Annotated in this window: 16 protein-coding genes; 4 read left to right on the forward strand and 12 right to left on the reverse strand. The window is 62.7% G+C overall.

Annotated elements, in window-relative coordinates; translation table 11 throughout:
• Positions 1–24 precede the first annotated feature (24 nt).
• Positions 25–804 carry a LamB/YcsF family protein gene (locus tag ACU5AZ_RS12025; protein WP_446822600.1) on the forward strand — a complete coding sequence of 260 codons (780 nt, stop codon included), beginning with the start codon at positions 25–27 and terminating at the stop codon, positions 802–804.
• A gap of 16 nt (positions 805–820) precedes the next feature.
• Complete coding sequence (locus ACU5AZ_RS12030) at positions 821–1,675, forward strand: D-amino-acid transaminase (protein WP_446822601.1); 855 nt, start codon at positions 821–823, stop codon at positions 1,673–1,675.
• A 58-nt stretch (positions 1,676–1,733) separates the two neighbouring features.
• On the opposite strand, the gene ACU5AZ_RS12035 is transcribed toward ACU5AZ_RS12030, so the two are convergent.
• From ACU5AZ_RS12035 to ACU5AZ_RS12090, 12 genes are all read right to left on the reverse strand, one after another.
• Positions 1,734–2,663, reverse strand: a complete 930-nt coding sequence (locus tag ACU5AZ_RS12035; protein ID WP_446822602.1) for a LysR family transcriptional regulator — start codon at positions 2,661–2,663, stop codon at positions 1,734–1,736.
• A complete protein-coding gene (locus ACU5AZ_RS12040) occupies positions 2,660–3,322 on the reverse strand; it encodes an aspartate/glutamate racemase family protein (protein ID WP_446822603.1) in 663 nt (220 codons plus the stop codon). Before ACU5AZ_RS12040 ends, ACU5AZ_RS12035 begins: the two co-directional genes overlap by 4 nt.
• Positions 3,319–4,779: a dihydropyrimidinase gene (gene hydA / locus ACU5AZ_RS12045; RefSeq protein WP_446822604.1), complete on the reverse strand. Its 1,461-nt coding sequence runs from the start codon at positions 4,777–4,779 to the stop codon at positions 3,319–3,321. The genes ACU5AZ_RS12040 and hydA overlap by 4 nt, the downstream gene beginning before the upstream one ends.
• A gap of 12 nt (positions 4,780–4,791) precedes the next feature.
• On the reverse strand, positions 4,792–5,718 hold the full coding sequence (locus tag ACU5AZ_RS12050) for an N-carbamoyl-D-amino-acid hydrolase (RefSeq protein ID WP_261928561.1): 927 nt from the start codon (positions 5,716–5,718) through the stop codon (positions 4,792–4,794).
• A gap of 24 nt (positions 5,719–5,742) precedes the next feature.
• On the reverse strand, positions 5,743–6,408 hold the full coding sequence (locus tag ACU5AZ_RS12055; protein ID WP_446822605.1) for an amino acid ABC transporter permease: 666 nt from the start codon (positions 6,406–6,408) through the stop codon (positions 5,743–5,745).
• Positions 6,409–6,418: 10 nt separating this feature from the next.
• Positions 6,419–7,102: an amino acid ABC transporter permease gene (locus ACU5AZ_RS12060; RefSeq protein WP_446822606.1), complete on the reverse strand. Its 684-nt coding sequence runs from the start codon at positions 7,100–7,102 to the stop codon at positions 6,419–6,421.
• A gap of 7 nt (positions 7,103–7,109) precedes the next feature.
• A complete protein-coding gene (locus tag ACU5AZ_RS12065; RefSeq protein ID WP_446822607.1) occupies positions 7,110–7,877 on the reverse strand; it encodes an amino acid ABC transporter ATP-binding protein in 768 nt (255 codons plus the stop codon).
• Positions 7,878–7,897: 20 nt separating this feature from the next.
• Positions 7,898–8,743: a transporter substrate-binding domain-containing protein gene (locus tag ACU5AZ_RS12070; RefSeq protein WP_446822608.1), complete on the reverse strand. Its 846-nt coding sequence runs from the start codon at positions 8,741–8,743 to the stop codon at positions 7,898–7,900.
• 223 nt (positions 8,744–8,966) lie between these two features.
• Positions 8,967–9,380 (reverse strand): VOC family protein, encoded by a 414-nt coding sequence (locus tag ACU5AZ_RS12075; RefSeq protein WP_446822609.1) that lies wholly within the window; start codon positions 9,378–9,380, stop codon positions 8,967–8,969.
• A 78-nt stretch (positions 9,381–9,458) separates the two neighbouring features.
• Entirely contained in the window at positions 9,459–10,217 is a 759-nt protein-coding gene (locus tag ACU5AZ_RS12080) for an SDR family oxidoreductase (protein WP_446822610.1), read from the reverse strand.
• Between the two features lies 1 nt (position 10,218).
• A complete protein-coding gene (locus ACU5AZ_RS12085) occupies positions 10,219–11,145 on the reverse strand; it encodes a dihydrodipicolinate synthase family protein (RefSeq protein ID WP_446822611.1) in 927 nt (308 codons plus the stop codon).
• 202 nt (positions 11,146–11,347) lie between these two features.
• Complete coding sequence (locus ACU5AZ_RS12090; protein ID WP_446822612.1) at positions 11,348–12,307, reverse strand: LysR family transcriptional regulator; 960 nt, start codon at positions 12,305–12,307, stop codon at positions 11,348–11,350.
• Between the two features lie 183 nt (positions 12,308–12,490).
• Here ACU5AZ_RS12090 and ACU5AZ_RS12095 point away from each other — a divergent pair, with 183 nt between their 5' ends.
• Positions 12,491–14,080: an ABC transporter substrate-binding protein gene (locus ACU5AZ_RS12095; RefSeq protein WP_446822613.1), complete on the forward strand. Its 1,590-nt coding sequence runs from the start codon at positions 12,491–12,493 to the stop codon at positions 14,078–14,080.
• An 87-nt stretch (positions 14,081–14,167) separates the two neighbouring features.
• Positions 14,168–15,109 (forward strand): ABC transporter permease, encoded by a 942-nt coding sequence (locus tag ACU5AZ_RS12100; RefSeq protein ID WP_446822614.1) that lies wholly within the window; start codon positions 14,168–14,170, stop codon positions 15,107–15,109.
• Positions 15,110–15,111 lie beyond the last annotated feature (2 nt).

Raw genomic sequence — 15,111 nt, forward strand, 5'->3', positions numbered from 1 at the left:
GCGAGCCCCTTGAAAGGAGCCGGCATGACACTGACAGTCGATCTGAACTGCGACATGGGGGAGAGTTTCGGCGCCTATACCATCGGTGACGATGCGGCCATGCTCGACATCATCACGACGGCCAATGTCGCCTGCGGTTTCCACGCCGGCGATCCAGTCGTGATGCGCGATACCATTCTGGCGGCGAAGGCGAGAGGCGTTGCCGTCGGCGCGCATCCCTCTTTCATGGATCTCTATGGTTTCGGGCGCCGCCGCATCGTCGGTGACAGTCCTCAGGACCTGGAGGCGCAACTGATCTACCAGATTGCCGCAATGCAGGGCATGGCGCGTGCGCTCGGCTGGCCGATCACGCATGTGAAGACACATGGCGCGCTCGGCAACATGGCGGCGGAAGACAGCGGAATGGCGGAGACGTGCGTGCGTGCCGTCATGGCCGTCGACCCGTCCCTGGTCTTCGTGACGCTGCCCTATTCCGAGACGATGAAGGCCGCGCAGAGGGCCGGGCTGACGATCGCCTGCGAGGTCTTTGCCGACCGGACCTATACCGCCAAGGGCATGCTGACCTCCCGCAAGGTGGAGGGCGCGGTGATCCATGATCCGCAACGCAGCGCCGACCACGCGTTGACGATGGTCAAGGACGGCTACATTCCGACCACTGACGGAACCCGGCTGCCGGTGGAGGCGGCAACGGTCTGCGTCCACGGGGACACGCCCGGCGCGGTCGCCACCGCCCGCATCCTGCGCACCTCATTTGAAGCCGAAGGCATAGCCATCAGGCCGTTCGCATTGCCTGCAACAGCATAAGAAAAGAGAACATTCCATGACGCGTATTGTCTACCTGAACGGTGACTGGCTGGCCGAAGCCGATGCCAAGGTCTCGATCTTCGACCGGGGCTACCTGTTCGCCGACGCCATTTATGAAGTGACCGCCGTCCTTGACGGAAAGCTGCTCGACTACGCCGGCCATGCCGCCCGCCTGAAGCGGTCGCTTGGTGAAATCGGCATCAGCTGCCCGCTCTCCGACGAGGACATGCTGGCCGTGCATCGCGAGATTGTCGAGCGCAACGGCCTGCGGGAAGGCCTCATCTATCTGCAGCTGTCGCGTGGCGTCGCCGACCGCGATTTCCTGTTCGAGGAAGACATGCAGCCGACGCTCAGCCTGTTCACCCAGGCCAAATCCGTCATCGACAATCCCAAGGCGAGGACCGGGATCTCGGTCGTGACGCTGGAGGACCAGCGCTGGAAGCGGTGCGACATCAAGACCGTCCAGCTGCTCTATCCGAGCCTCGCCAAGATGGAGGCCAAGCGCCGCGGCGCCGACGATGCCTGGCTCGTTGCCGACGGTCTGGTGACGGAGGCAAGTTCTGCAACTGCGCATATCGTCACCCGCGACGGTCGTCTGGTAACCCGGCCATTGGGACGGGAAATCCTGCCGGGGATCACGAGGTCTTCCGTGATCGACCTGGCGCGCGCGGCCGGCATGCCGGTTGAGGAACGTGCTTTCACACCAGAAGAGGCGAAGGGCGCAGCCGAAGCCTTCATCACCTCGGCGACCAACTTCGTGCTTCCCGTCGTCGAAATCGACGGTGTGCCGATCGGCACCGGAAAGCCTGGGCCGGCTTCGGCGAACCTCAGACATCTCTATATCGAAAGCCGCCGGCAGGGGGTTATCTGACGAGCTTCGCCGCCGTCACGAAGGCGGCGGCGATCTCCGGGAATAGATGGGCTGGCCGTCAGGGGGCGAAGTTCTTCGCTTCCGACATCGTGCGCTTCAGGTCGGCGATGAAGGCGTGCAGCAGGCGCGAGCGGGGCACGCCCTTGCGGGTGATCAGGCATGCGCTGATTTCCACCGGCGGCTGGAAAGGCAGAAGGGCAATCTTTTCGGCATCGCGGGTGACGGCGCTGTAGGGGTCGACCACGGCAATGCCGAGCCCGGCGCCTGCCAGGACGGTGGCCGTGGAGCAATAGCGCACTTCCACCCGGGGATCGTAGATCGCCTCGTCGCCCTCGAATGCCTGCCGCAGCATCTGGCCTATGCGGGATTCCGCTTCGAGGCCGATGAAGGTGCCGGACGTCAGGTTCCGCGGCGAGATGCTGTTTTCTCTGGCGAGCGGCAGGTCCTTCGGCACGAGCGCCACGAGATGCCCTGCCGCCAGGTGCTCGACATTGACGGAATGGTTCTTCCTGTCGAGGGCGAGCCCCAGCCCAAGGTCGGCGGTGCCGTTCTGCACGGCTTCGACGACATGTTCGAGGCGGCGGACGTCGTAGGACACCATCACGTCCGGACGGGTGGACAGGAAGTGCTTCAGCGCAAGCGGCGCGACCGTGTGTCCGAGCGGCGGCGTGGCGATGATCCGCAGGCGACCGGAAAGACCCTGCCGGATGCTGCGCGCCCGATTTGAAAACGATCGCAGCAGGCCGAAGACCGGCCGCACCTCCTCGTAAAGCTGCAGGGCTTCTTCCGTCGGCTGCAGTCGCCGGTGCAGGCGTTCGAACAGTGTGACGCCCAGCTGGCTTTCCAGTTGCCGGATGCCGTTCGATACCGCCGGCTGGGAAATGCCGAGCTGTTCGGCCGCCTCGACCGTCGTCTCGCAGCGCATCATCGCCCCGAAAATTTCGAGCAGTCTCAGCGAAACGTCGGTGTCCGGCAGGTCTTCCTTCATGCGCTCTTGGTTACCATGTCGCCGAAGGCCATGGCTACGGCTGCCTGTGTGGGGTCGATGACCGGCAGTGAAAGTGCCGCTTCCAGGCGTAGGCGATGGCCGGACATGCCGGCGCAGCCGAGAACGATGGCCTCGGCGCCCATCTTTTTCAGTTCTTCGCCTGCTTCCAGCAGGCCGGCGAAGCTTTCTTCGCCATGACCACTGTCGGCAACGCTGATGTTGCCGCTGAGCGCGACTTCTCCGGCAAGCCTCTGTTCGATGCCCAGGCGGCGAAGCGTTCGCAGGTGACGCGGTATCGATGCCGGAGACACCGCGATCACCCCGAAACTGTCGGCGCAGGCAAGCGCGGTCAGCGCTCCGGCATCCTGAATGCCGTAGACCGGCGCGTCGGTGAGCGATCGGGCGAGTTCGAGGCCGGGCTGCGAATAGCAGGCGATGACGAACGCGCCGGCGTCCGGCCTTTCCTCGACGAGCTTGCCGACATTCAACGCCGCCTCGTCCACGTGGCGCTGGGTGATTACGCCCGGAGGACCCTCGGGGATCGTCACGCATTCGATCTCGATATCGGGGTGATACATGAAGCCGGAAAGGGCCTCGCGCAGCCCTTCGGTCACTGATTCCGAACTGTTGGGATTGATGACGACGATCGAGCGTTTCATGACGAGATGTCCGTTCCCTGAGCCTGAAGAACCTTCAGTTCCGTGGCCATGTGGCCGGGCAGGCCAACGAGATCCGTTGGCGCACGGGCGATGAAGCGTCCGCGTCCGCGGCTTGCCACAAGGGTGCCCTTGTCGACGATCACGTCGCCGTGGTTGATCACCGTTTCTGGCCAGCCGGTCACGGACAGTCCCTCGAAGGGTGTATAGTCCATATTGTCATGCTGGTCGGCGGCGGTGACTGTGCGCGTCTCGTCCGGATTCCAGATGGCGATGTCCGCATCGAAACCGGGGGCGATGGCGCCCTTTTTTGTCAGCCCGAACGTTCTCGCCGCATTGCTTGACGACAGTCTGACGAATTGCTGCAGCGTGATGCGGCCTTTCAGAACGCCTTCGGAGAACAGATAGGGTAGCCGCATGGCGATGCCCGGCATGCCGTTGGCGATCTTCGGGTAGGGCGCGTTCGGGCCGTTTGCGAATTTGCCCGTCTCGTCGGCGCGGTAGGGAGCGTGATCGGACGACACGCTTTCGAATGTGCCGGCCTGCACATGCCGCCAGAGGGCGGCCTGCGTCTCACTGTCGCGAAGAGGCGGAGAGCAGATGTATTTCGCGCCCTCCATGCCGGGTCGATCAAGATCATCGCGGGTGAAGGCGAGATATTGCGGGCAGGTCTCGGCGAAAAGCTTCGTGCCGGCCAGTTTCTCGCGCTGGACGATCTCGGCGCCACCGCGCGTCGACACATGGACGATGAAGAGTGGCGCGTCGACCAGCTTGGCAAGCGAGACGGCCCTGTTGATGGCCTCCTCCTCGGCGAGCTCCGGCCGGCTGACGGCATGATACCGGGGGGCATCGAGCCCGGCCGCGAGAAGCGTCCGGTTCATCCATTTGACCATGTCGTTGTTTTCGGCATGCACCATGGTCAGGGCACCATGCCGTTTCGCCACCGTCAATATGTCGAGCATGCCGCCGTCGCCGATGTTCATGAGATCGTAAGTCATGAACACCTTGAAGGAGGTAATCCCGCGCTCGAAGACACCGGGAAGCTCGTCAAGGACGGACGGAGAGGGGTCCGAAATGATCAGATGGTAGGAATAGTCGAGAACGGAGTTCGGCGCGGCCCGTCCGTCATAGGTCGACAGCACGTCGGCAATCGTCTGCCCGCGGTGCTGTGCGGCGAACGGGACGAAGGTCGAGTTGCCGCCAAAGGCCGCCGACACCGAGCCGGAATAATAGTCGTCGGCGGTCATGATGCCAGAGGAGCTTTCCTGGGCAATATGGCAATGGGCCTCGATGCCGCCGGGCATGACGAGACGGCCACGCGCGTCGATGCGACGGTCGCTACCTTCAAGGCCTTCCGCGACCGCCACGATCCGTCCGTCCCGGATGCCGATATCGGCCTCGAACGTGTCTGCGGCCGTCACCACGCGACCGCCATGGATGACTGTGTCGAACGTGTTCACGGGACTGATCTCCTAAACCTCGATGATGGCGCCGGTCTGCGACGTGATGCGGCCATAATGTTCTACGCGACGATGGCGGGCAAAGTCGAATATGGTGGCCTTGCCGAAGGCGCATTTGGCGAAATCGCATTCGGCGATGATCAGCTCGTCCTCTTCGGTCTCGGCGCGGGCCAGCACGAAACCGTCGGGATCGACGATGATCGAGCCGCCCATCAGCGGATGCCCGTCCTCGACGCCGGCCTTGGCGACGCCGACGACATAGGTGGCATTCTGATAGGCGCCGGCCTGCAGCGAGAGGTCGGAATGGAACAGCCGCTTCTCCAGGCCCTCGGCGCTCATCTGCGAATTGACCGACGGCGTGTTGTAGCCGATCGTCACGAGCTCTACACCCTGGAGGCCCATGCAGCGGAAGGTTTCCGGCCAGCGGCGATCGTTGCAGATCGCCATCCCCATGATCACGCCTTCGTTGCGCCAGACGTTGAAGCCGAGATCGCCCGGCAGGAAATAGCGCTTCTCGAGGTGTTGGAAGGCGCGCTCGTTGTCGTATTCCGAGTGACCGGGCAGATGGATCTTGCGGTACTTGCCGACGACCTCGCCCTTGCGGTTGGTCAGGATAGAGCTGTTGTAATGCAGCCCTTCCGGCGTCTTCTCCGCATAGCCGAAAGTCATCGCCATGTTCAGTTCGCGCGCACGCTCGAACAGCGGCATGGTGGCTGCATTCGGCATTTCGGTCTCGAACCAGCTATCGACCTCCGCCGGGTCGGTCATGTACCAGCGGGGAAAGAAGGTCGTGAGGGCGAGTTCCGGATAGACGATCATGTCGGCGCCCTTGGAGGCTGCTTCGTTCATGAGGTCGAGCATGCGCGCGACGACCTGGGCGCGGCTGTCGGCCTTCTGGATCGCGCCCATCTGGGCTCCGGCGATATGCATGCGTGTCATGGTGTTCCTTTCATGTTTTGTGCGTCACTGCGCCAGGCGTCGCTGGAACCGGCTGACAAGCCGGACCAGGGGCCAGAGCAGGACGAGGTAGATCAGCGCCGCGAGGACCAGCGGCGAGGCGTTGTAGGTGATCGAGCGCGCCATGTTGGCGTTGTAGAGCAGTTCGGCGAATGACACGGTGGAGGCAAGCGAGGTCAGCTTGACCACTTCGATCGTATTGGACAGAAGGTCGGGCAGGACGTTGCGGATCGCCTGAGGCAGGACGACGTAGCGCAGCATCTGGCCCTTCGTCAGGCCGGTCGAGCGGGCCGCTTCCCACTGTCCCTTTGAGACCGACTGGATGCCGGCGCGGTAGACTTCCGCGTAATAGGCCGAATTGTTGAGGAAGAAAGAAAGCACCACCGCAGTGAAGGGCGAGATCTCGACGCCGGCGAACGGCAGGCCCGAATAGACGAAGATCAGTAGGACAAGCGGCGGCAGGGCCCGGAAGATATCCGTGAAGACGATCGACGTTAGCCGCAGCCAGCGCCGCGGACTGAGATTGGCGAGCGCGACGAACAGCCCGCCGACGAGGCCCAGAAGGATCACCGCGCCGCAAAGCTGCAGCGTCATGACCAACCCCTTCATCATCAGGGGGAAAGCCTTGATCATGATCTCCAGGTTGAAGAATTCGTCGATCAGTGTCTGCACGGCCGTTCTCCTAGTTCCGTTTCCAGCGCTGGTGCGTTTCGAGGTAGCGGGCGAGGAAGACGAGCGGCAGGAAAAGCAGGAGATAGGCGATGGCGGCGAGCGACAGCGGCGTCGCGCTGCCGGAAAAGCTCTGGGCGGAGGTTGCGGCGGAAAGGATTTCCGGCACGCCGATCACGGAGCCGAGCGCCGTCATCTTGGTGATGGCAAGCGCCCGGTTGACCAGCGGCGGTGTCGCGAGCCGCACGGCCTGCGGCAGGGCGACATAGAGGAGCGTCCGATTGTAGCCGAGCCCCGTCGCGATGCCGGCCTCCCACTGTCCCGCCTCGACGGCCGCAAAGCCGGCCCAGAAGATCTCCTCGGCAAAGGCCGCAAGCGTGAGGCTCAGCGCTATGAACAGGACCGTGGGGCCGGGAATCATCACGCCCGTCGAGGGCAAGCCGAAATACAGGATGAGGATCAGGATCAGCGGCGGCAGGGAGCGGAAGATATCGGCAAAGCAGATGATGACGAAGTTGACGGGCTTGAAGCGGTAGCAGCGGATGCAGGCGAGCAGGAGCCCGAGCGCGATGCCGGCGATGATCGTCGCGACGCCGACCGCGACGGTGGTGCCGACACCCGCCAGGATGTCGCGCCAGTAGGTGGCGATGACGACGGGGTTGAAGAAGGTCTGGAGGAAGCGATCGAGCCCGGACATGTTTGCCTCAGTGGATCACGCGGGCGAGGAATTCCTGCGTCCGCGCGGCCTTGGGATTGCCGAAGATTTCCTCCGGGCGGCCCTGCTCGACGATGACGCCGCCATCCATGAAAACCACCCGGTCGGCGGTTTCGCGGGCAAAGCTCATCTCGTGGCTGACGACGAGCATCGTCATCCCCTTCGCCTTCAGGTCCTTCATCACCTTGAGCACAGAGCCGACGAGTTCGGGGTCGAGCGCGGAGGTCGGCTCGTCGAAGAGCATGACCTTGGGATCGAGTGCCAGCGCCCGGGCGATGGCCACGCGTTGCTGCTGGCCGCCGGAGAGTTCGGCGGGATAGGCGTCGGTCTTGTGCGCCATGCCGACCTGTTCGAGCATCTCGACGGCGCGCGCCTCGGCTTCCGCCCTGCTGCGCCCCATCGCCTTGCGCTGGGCAAGCGTCACATTGTCGAGGACGCGCATGTGCGGATAGAGATGGAAGCCCTGAAACACCATGCCGACCTGAAGGCGCATGCGGTCGAGGTCCCGGCTGGTGCCGTGCATGATGTTCCGTCCGTCGACGATGATATCGCCGGCGGACGGTTGTTCCAGGAGATTGCAGCAGCGCAGCATCGTGCTCTTGCCGGAGCCCGAAGGCCCGATGATGAAAACCAGTTCACCCTTGGCAATCTTGAGATCGATGCCCTTGAGGATGGCATTGTCGCCGAAGCACTTTTCCAGGGCGGCGATCTCGAGCATGGGACGTGTGGTCACGCTGCTTCTCCGTTCCGTCGGCATTCAGGGTTGTTGAACGCCGTTTATTTCAGGTCGCAGGAAGGCGTGTGATCGTCTTCGACATAGCCTTCGAAACCCGGTGTGCCGTAGCCCTTGACCGGGGTGATGATCGTGCTACCGGGCTTCGGCGTGACGCCGAACCATTTTTCCGACAGCTTGGCCATGGAGCCATCGATCTTCAGGCATTCGACCGCCTTGTCGATGGTGTTGCGCAGGTCGACTTCGTCCTTGCGCAGCGCCAGGCCCCAGACGAGACCGGTGGGGTATTCAAAGGACAGCTGCAGCTTGGGATTCTGTTTGACGGCCCATGCGGAAACGGTGGCGCCCGCCATGTTGGCGTCGGCTCGTCCGGCAAGGACAGCCGCCACGGCATCGGTGTTGCTGCCATAGCTTTCGACGGTCCAGCCATACTCGCCAGCCTTGTCACGCAGGAAGCTCTCGTAGACCGAGCCCTTGTTGACGGCGATGGTCTTGCCCTTGAACGCATCCAGTTCATCGTAGTCGGGGGCACCCGTCGGGACCACGAATGCGAAATTGGTGTCCATGAAGCCTTCGGTGAACAGAAGGTTGGCGGCGCGCTCCTTGGTCACCGTCACAGGTGCTGCGAGAAAGTCGTAGGTGCCTGCCTGGAGGGCTGGAATGAGGCCCGAAAACTGGGCGGCCGTCAGGTCGATCTTCTTTCCGAGCCGCTCACCGATGAGGTCGGCAAGATCGACGTTGAAACCTTCGACCTTGCCGTCGAGTGTCGGCATGGCATGCGGAGCGAAGGTGCCGTCCAATGCGGTTTTCAGGGTCTCTTCGGCGTTGGCTTGTGCGTGAATGGCAATGAGGGACAGGCCGAGAAGTCCGGCCTTCAAAAAACTGTTCATTTTGTTCTCCTGCTGGTGGTTGTGGCCTTTTCGGCCTCTTTTTCTGGCAGGCATGCTTTCACACCGGATGTTGCGGTGCAATATAATTGATAATTATAATATGACTTGAATTATATGATTTTGTTATATGAAGGCGCCGATCATGCTCCGGCGGGGTATTGCAGTAAACGGCGCGGTGGCAGCCCGCGCCGTTTGTCAAAAGTCGTATGCCTGGCAATGGCCGTTATTGCGCGAAAACGCCCTCAAAATCCTTGAAGCCCTTAACCTCGATCGGATTGCCGGACGGATCGAAGAAGAACATGGTGCGCTGTTCGCCCGGTTCGCCCTCGAAGCGGACGACAGGCGGGATGTCGAAGGCAATGCCGGCATCCTCCAGCCGCTTTGCGAGCGCGAACCAGTCATCGAGCCGCAGGATGACGCCGAGATGCGGCATCATCACCATGTGATTGCCGACCTTGCCGGTGCGGGTGACTTCGAAGGGCTTGCCGAGATGGAGCGAGATCTGATGGCCGAAAAAGTCGAAGTCGACCCAGGTGTCGGTCGATCGGCCTTCTTCGCAGCCGAGCACGTCGCCGTAGAATTTGCGCGAGGCGTCGAGATCGGTGACGTGGTAGGCGAGATGGAAGAGAGAACGCATTGATGGCTCCGTTTGTGTCGTTCGCATATTCGTGGAGAGGCGCCGCTCCGTTGCGGAGCGACCGAAAGGCGGGGAATGTCAGAACCCTCTGACGAGACCGCCGTCGACCCGTATCTGGGTTCCGGTCACATAGCTTGCCTTCTCGCTGGCGAGAAAGGTCGCAACCGCGGCGAATTCTTCGGGCGTGCCGTAGCGGCCGGCGGGGATGTCGCCGTGGGAGGCTTTTCGCACGTCCTCCGCCGACATGCCGGTCTTGGCCGCCTTGTTGGCGTCGAGTTCACGCAGGCGGTCGGTCTCGATGCGGCCGGGCAGGATCATGTTGACGGTGACCCCATGTCCGGCGACCTCCGCGGCCAGCGTCTTCGACCAGCCGCCGATCGCGCCGCGCACGCCGTTGGACAGAGCGAGGTTGGGGATCGGCTGGACGACGCCGGAGGAGCCGACCGTGATGATGCGGCCCCAGCGCCGCTCGATCATGGCGGGGAGGAGGGCGTCGGTGATGGAGAAGATCGACAGCGCCATCTGTTCGAACGCGGATGCCCAGGCGGACATGTCCTGTCCGGCCGCAGGTCCGGGCTTCGGTCCGCCGGTATTGTTGACGAGAATGTCGACGCCGCCTTCGGAGACGAGGCGTGCCGTCAATGCCTCGACCGAGCCCCGGTCTGCGAGATCAAGCGTCACCGGCGTGATGCCGTCTGCAATGCCGTCCTGCGGTACATTGCGGGCTGCGGCGTAGACGATGGCACCTTCTTCCGCCAGTGCCGCGGCGATGGCGGCGCCCAGTCCCCGGCTGGCGCCGAGAACCAGCGCCTTGCGTCCCTTCAATCCGAGATCCATGTTACTTCAATCCTGCGAGCTTGGCCGTCTGACGGGTGATGAGGTTTTCGACTTCGGCAATGGCTGCCGGCGACAGCGCAGCACCCGGCTTGCGCTGGGCGGCGCTGGCGATAGCGCCACGCTTGGCAAGCACGTATTTGCGCACCGCCAGACCGGCACCGGGCTGTTGTTCGTATCGCGCCAGCGGCAGGTAGCAGTCGAACACGTCCTGCGCGGCGTCAAAGTCTCCGGAACCGGTCAGCCGGCAGACATCGACCATCATCTCCGGATAGCCGAAGCCGGTCATAGCGCCATCGGCACCACGACGCATCTCTTCTGGCAGGAAGACGCCGCCATTGCCGCAGAGAATGGAGACCCGGCGATGCCCCTCGGCCTCGGCCTTGCGCAGGTCCGTGATCTTCTGCAGTCCGGGCCAATCCTCGTGCTTCAGCATCACGATGCTCTGATGGGCGTCGAAGATTGCGGTCAGGGTGCGGGGAGAGATGTGGATGCCGGTGGTCAGCGGAAAGTCCTGCAGCACCAGAGGCACGTCCTTGCCGATCGTCTCGACCACGTTGCCGTAATAGGTGACGATCTGCTCGTCGGTCTTCAGGGAGCCGGGCGGCGCGACCATCACGCCTGCCGCACCAAGATCCATGACCCTTGCCGTCAGTTCGCCGATCGCAGCCAGGCCGGGCGCCGATACACCGACGACGACGGGGCGGCCCTCGGCGCGCGCCAGCGTCAGACGGGCAACCTCGACCGACTCGGCCAGTGTCAGCTTCGGCGCTTCGCCCATAATGCCGAGGATCGTCAGCCCGTCCGCGCCCTTGTCGAAATAGAAGTCCACCATGCTGTCGACACTGGCGGCGTCGATCGCGCCCGTCTCCGTGAATGGTGTCACTGCGATCACGAAAACGCCTTTGGCGTCGCTGGTCAGCAGGCTCATGAGGCTTTCCTCTTCATTTTTGTCGGAACCGCGGGGCAGTCATCGCGACAGAATGGAGCTGCCGCGACCGCTCCAGCGCGCATATCGGCACGCTGCCACGGGACGAAACTGAATCAACTTCAATTTTCAGTATACCAACGGTATTTCAAAAACAAGACGCGACCGCTTCAGGCAAGGTGGTCGCTTTCGACGTTTCCGCCTTTCACTGTGCAGCCGGGGACTGGGGCTCCTGCCGTCCAGAGGGGGTGCCGATGCCGACGCGGGGGAGGTGGCTGAAGTAGTCTTTCAGGATCTCGATGAACATCGTGACGTGGGCAGGCTTCCGGTGTCCGTAGAGGTCGGCGACGATGACCTTGGGCGCCGGCAGTTGGTCGGTCAGCGGAACGCGGACGATATGGGCTCGGTCGCGGCTGAAATCGTTACGCGGGATCGTGTTGAGCAGTGAGAATCCCATGCCGTTGGCGATCGCCGCCCGGACGGTCTCGTAGGACGTGGAGCGCAGCGCGACATGCGGGCGCTTGGCGATGACGTCGAAAAGGGTCATCAGGTAGACCGAGGTTTCCGGCAGGTCGAGCAGGATGAACGGCGTGTCCACCAGGTCCGCCAGAGCGACGCTCTCCCGGTTGGCCAGCGGGTGGCTAGCGGGCAGGGCGGCATGCGCCGGCAGTTCGCAGATCGGCGTATGGCCGTCGCCCATGCCGCGGCCGATGTCGTAGGTGACGGCGAATTCGATCTCTCCGGTCGCCAGCCATTCACGCAATTGCGGCTGCCCGCCTTCCATCAGGTCGATGGACCCGATGCCGCAGCGCTCCTGGTAGGCCTTCAGCACGTCTATCATGTAAGCAGGCCCGAACGGCACGAAGCAGCCGATGCGGGCATTGTCCGGCTTGCCCTGCCCAAGCAGCCCGATCGATCGCGAGAATTCGCCTTCGGCGGTCATCAGGGCGCGGGCGGCATTGAGGAAGCGTTCGCCTTCCGATGTGACGAGCACGCCGCGCGACTGCCGGCGGTCGAAGATCTTGGCGTCGAGCTGGCTTTCCGCCATCGCTATTGCCGCCAGGATCGATGACTGGGATATTCGCAGCGCTTGCGAGGCCTTCTGTATGCTACCCTGGCGGGCGACCTCGCACACGTAGCGGATTTGCCGTAGCGTCAAATTCATGGGGGTCTATTACTACATAAAATAGAGAAACAATCTAATCAGAATACACTTTATGGAGCGACAAGAAATAGGCAACACTCTTGGAAGCTCACTTTTTGAGCATAAAATCGCGATGCGGCGCCACGACCCAAAGCGGTAGCCGATGTCGGACAGATCAAAAAATATAACGAGGAGAACTGACAGATGCACATTTCACGCAGGCAGTTTCTGGGCACGGCAGCCGCCGCAACAGCCGCGACGGTCCTGCCTTTCGGGATCGGCTCGGCCTATGCCAACACGCCGCTCCTGAAGGTCATTCCCCATGCCGACCTCAAGATCGTCGATCCGATCTGGACGACCGGCTACATTTCCCGCAACCACGGCTACATGATCTACGACACGCTGTTTGCGATGGATGCGGACCTGAAGCCGCAGCCGCAGATGGTCGACACCTACGAGAAGAGCGACGACGGGCTGACCTGGACCTTCAAGCTGCGTGACGGCCTCGCCTGGCACGACGGACCGCCGGTGACCGCCGAAGACTGCGTCGTGTCGCTCACCCGTTGGGGCAAGCGCGACGGCATGGGCCAGCGCCTGTTCGGCGTCATCTCCAAGCTCGAAGCCGCCGACGACAAGACGATCGTCATGACGCTGTCCAAGCCCTACGGCCTGGTGCTGGAATCGCTCGGCAAGATCTCCTCCAACGTGCCCTTCATGATGCCGAAGCGCATCGCCGAGACGGATGCCAGCGAGCAGATCAAGGAGTCGATCGGCTCGGGACCGTTCATCTTCAAGGCCGACGAATGGGTGCCGGGCTCCAAGGTCGTCTATCTGCGCAACGAGAAATACGTTCCGCGTTCGGAGCCGGTATCGGCCGCCGCCGGCGGCAAGGTTGCCAAGGCCGATCGCGTGGAGTGGCTGACGATCGGCGATCCGACGACGGCGATGAACGCCCTGATCTCCGGTGAAGTGGACTACTGGGAACAGGTTCAGCCGGATCTGGCGCCGCTGGTCGGCGGCAATGAGGGCATTTCGACGGCGGTTCTCGATACGCTCGGCTCCATGGGCATGGCTCGCTTCAACAGCCTTGTCGGCCCGACGGCCAACGAGAAGCTGCGCGTCGCCATCGCCAAGGGCTTCAAGCAGGAAGATTTCCTGCAGTCGGCGATCGGCAATCCGGAGTACTACAAGGTCAGCCCGAGCATCTATCCGGCCGGCTCCACCTTTGCCACCGACGCGGATGCGGACAAGGTGGACGGAGACATGGAAGCCGCCAAGAAGATGGTCGCCGAATCCGGCTACAAGGGCGAGAAGCTGGTCGTGCTGCAATCGACCGACAACCCGGTCCTTTCGGCTTTCGCGCTGGTCGCTGCCGAAAAGCTGCGCGCCATGGGCATCAATGTCGACCTGCAGGCGATGGACTGGTCGACGGTTCTGTCGCGCCGCGCGTCTAAGGAAGACATGGACAATGGCGGCTGGAGCATCTTCTTCACCTGGTGGATCGGCGGCGATTCCGTCCATCCGCTGGCCAACGTCCAGTTCGGCGGCAACGGCGAAAAGGGATGGTTCGGCTGGGCATCCGACGAGAAGCTCGAGGAACTGCGCAATCAGTTCGCCGAGGCGACCGACCTCGACAAGCAGAAGGAGATCGCCGCCGAAGTGCAGAAGCGCATCTTCGCGATCGCCTCTTTTGCAAACCTCGGGACCTTCTTCGTTCCCTGCGGCTATTCCGACAGCGTCAAGGGCATGATCCAGTCGCCTGTCCAGTTCTTCTGGAACATGGAAAAGGTCTGACACCGGCCCCTCGAATAGAACGACAATGGCGGCGGGGCTGAAGAAGCCCCGCCCCGGACATCGAATTCCAGTCAGCAGGGAGCGCCCATGTGGTTCTTCATCCTGAAAAGGGTGCTGGCAACGATACCGGTCCTGGTCATCGTCGCCTTCATCGTTTTCCTTCTCCTGAGGCTCGCGCCCGGAGATCCGGCGGTCGTCATTGCCGGCGACTATGCAACGCCCGAGCAGATCGCCGCCATCCGCGAGCGCCTCGGTCTCGACCAGCCGCTGCTCATGCAGTTCCTGATCTGGGCAGGGCGTCTGCTTCGCGGTGATCTCGGCATTTCGATCTTCACCAACCTGCCCGTCACGACCCTGATCGGCCAGCGGCTCGAGCCGACGATGATGCTGTCTTTGGTGACGATCATCTATTCGACGCTGGTCGCCGTGCCGCTCGGGGTGCTGGCCGCGTGGAAGGAAGGCAGCTGGATCGACCGGGCGATCATGATTCTCTCGGTCATCGGCTTCTCGGTACCGGTTTTCGTCGTCGCCTACGTGCTGATCTACGGCTTTTCGATCCAGCTCAAATGGCTGCCGGTGCAGGGCTACAAGAGCCCGTTTACGGACCTCTTCGGCTTCCTGCGCCAGTCCGTGCTGCCGGTTCTGGCACTCTCGGCGATCTTCATCGCGCTGATTGCCCGTATGACCCGCGCCAGCGTGCTGGAAGTGCTGCAGGAGGACTATATCCGCACCGCCCGCGCCAAGGGACAGGTTGAAAGCAAGGTCCTGCTTGTCCATGCGCTGAAGAATGCGGCCGTGCCGATCATCACCGTCATCGGTCTCGGCGTCGCACTCCTGATCGGTGGCGTCGTCGTCACCGAGACGGTCTTCAACATTCCCGGCCTTGGCCGTCTTGTGGTCGATGCCGTGCAGAAGCGCGACTATCCGATCATCCAGGGCCTCATCCTGTTCTTCTCCTTCCTGTATGTGATGCTGAACCTGCTGATCGACATCATCTACACGTTGGTCGACCCGAGGATACGCTATTGAGC

The sequence above is a fragment of the Rhizobium sp. PAMB 3182 genome (assembly GCF_052908355.1).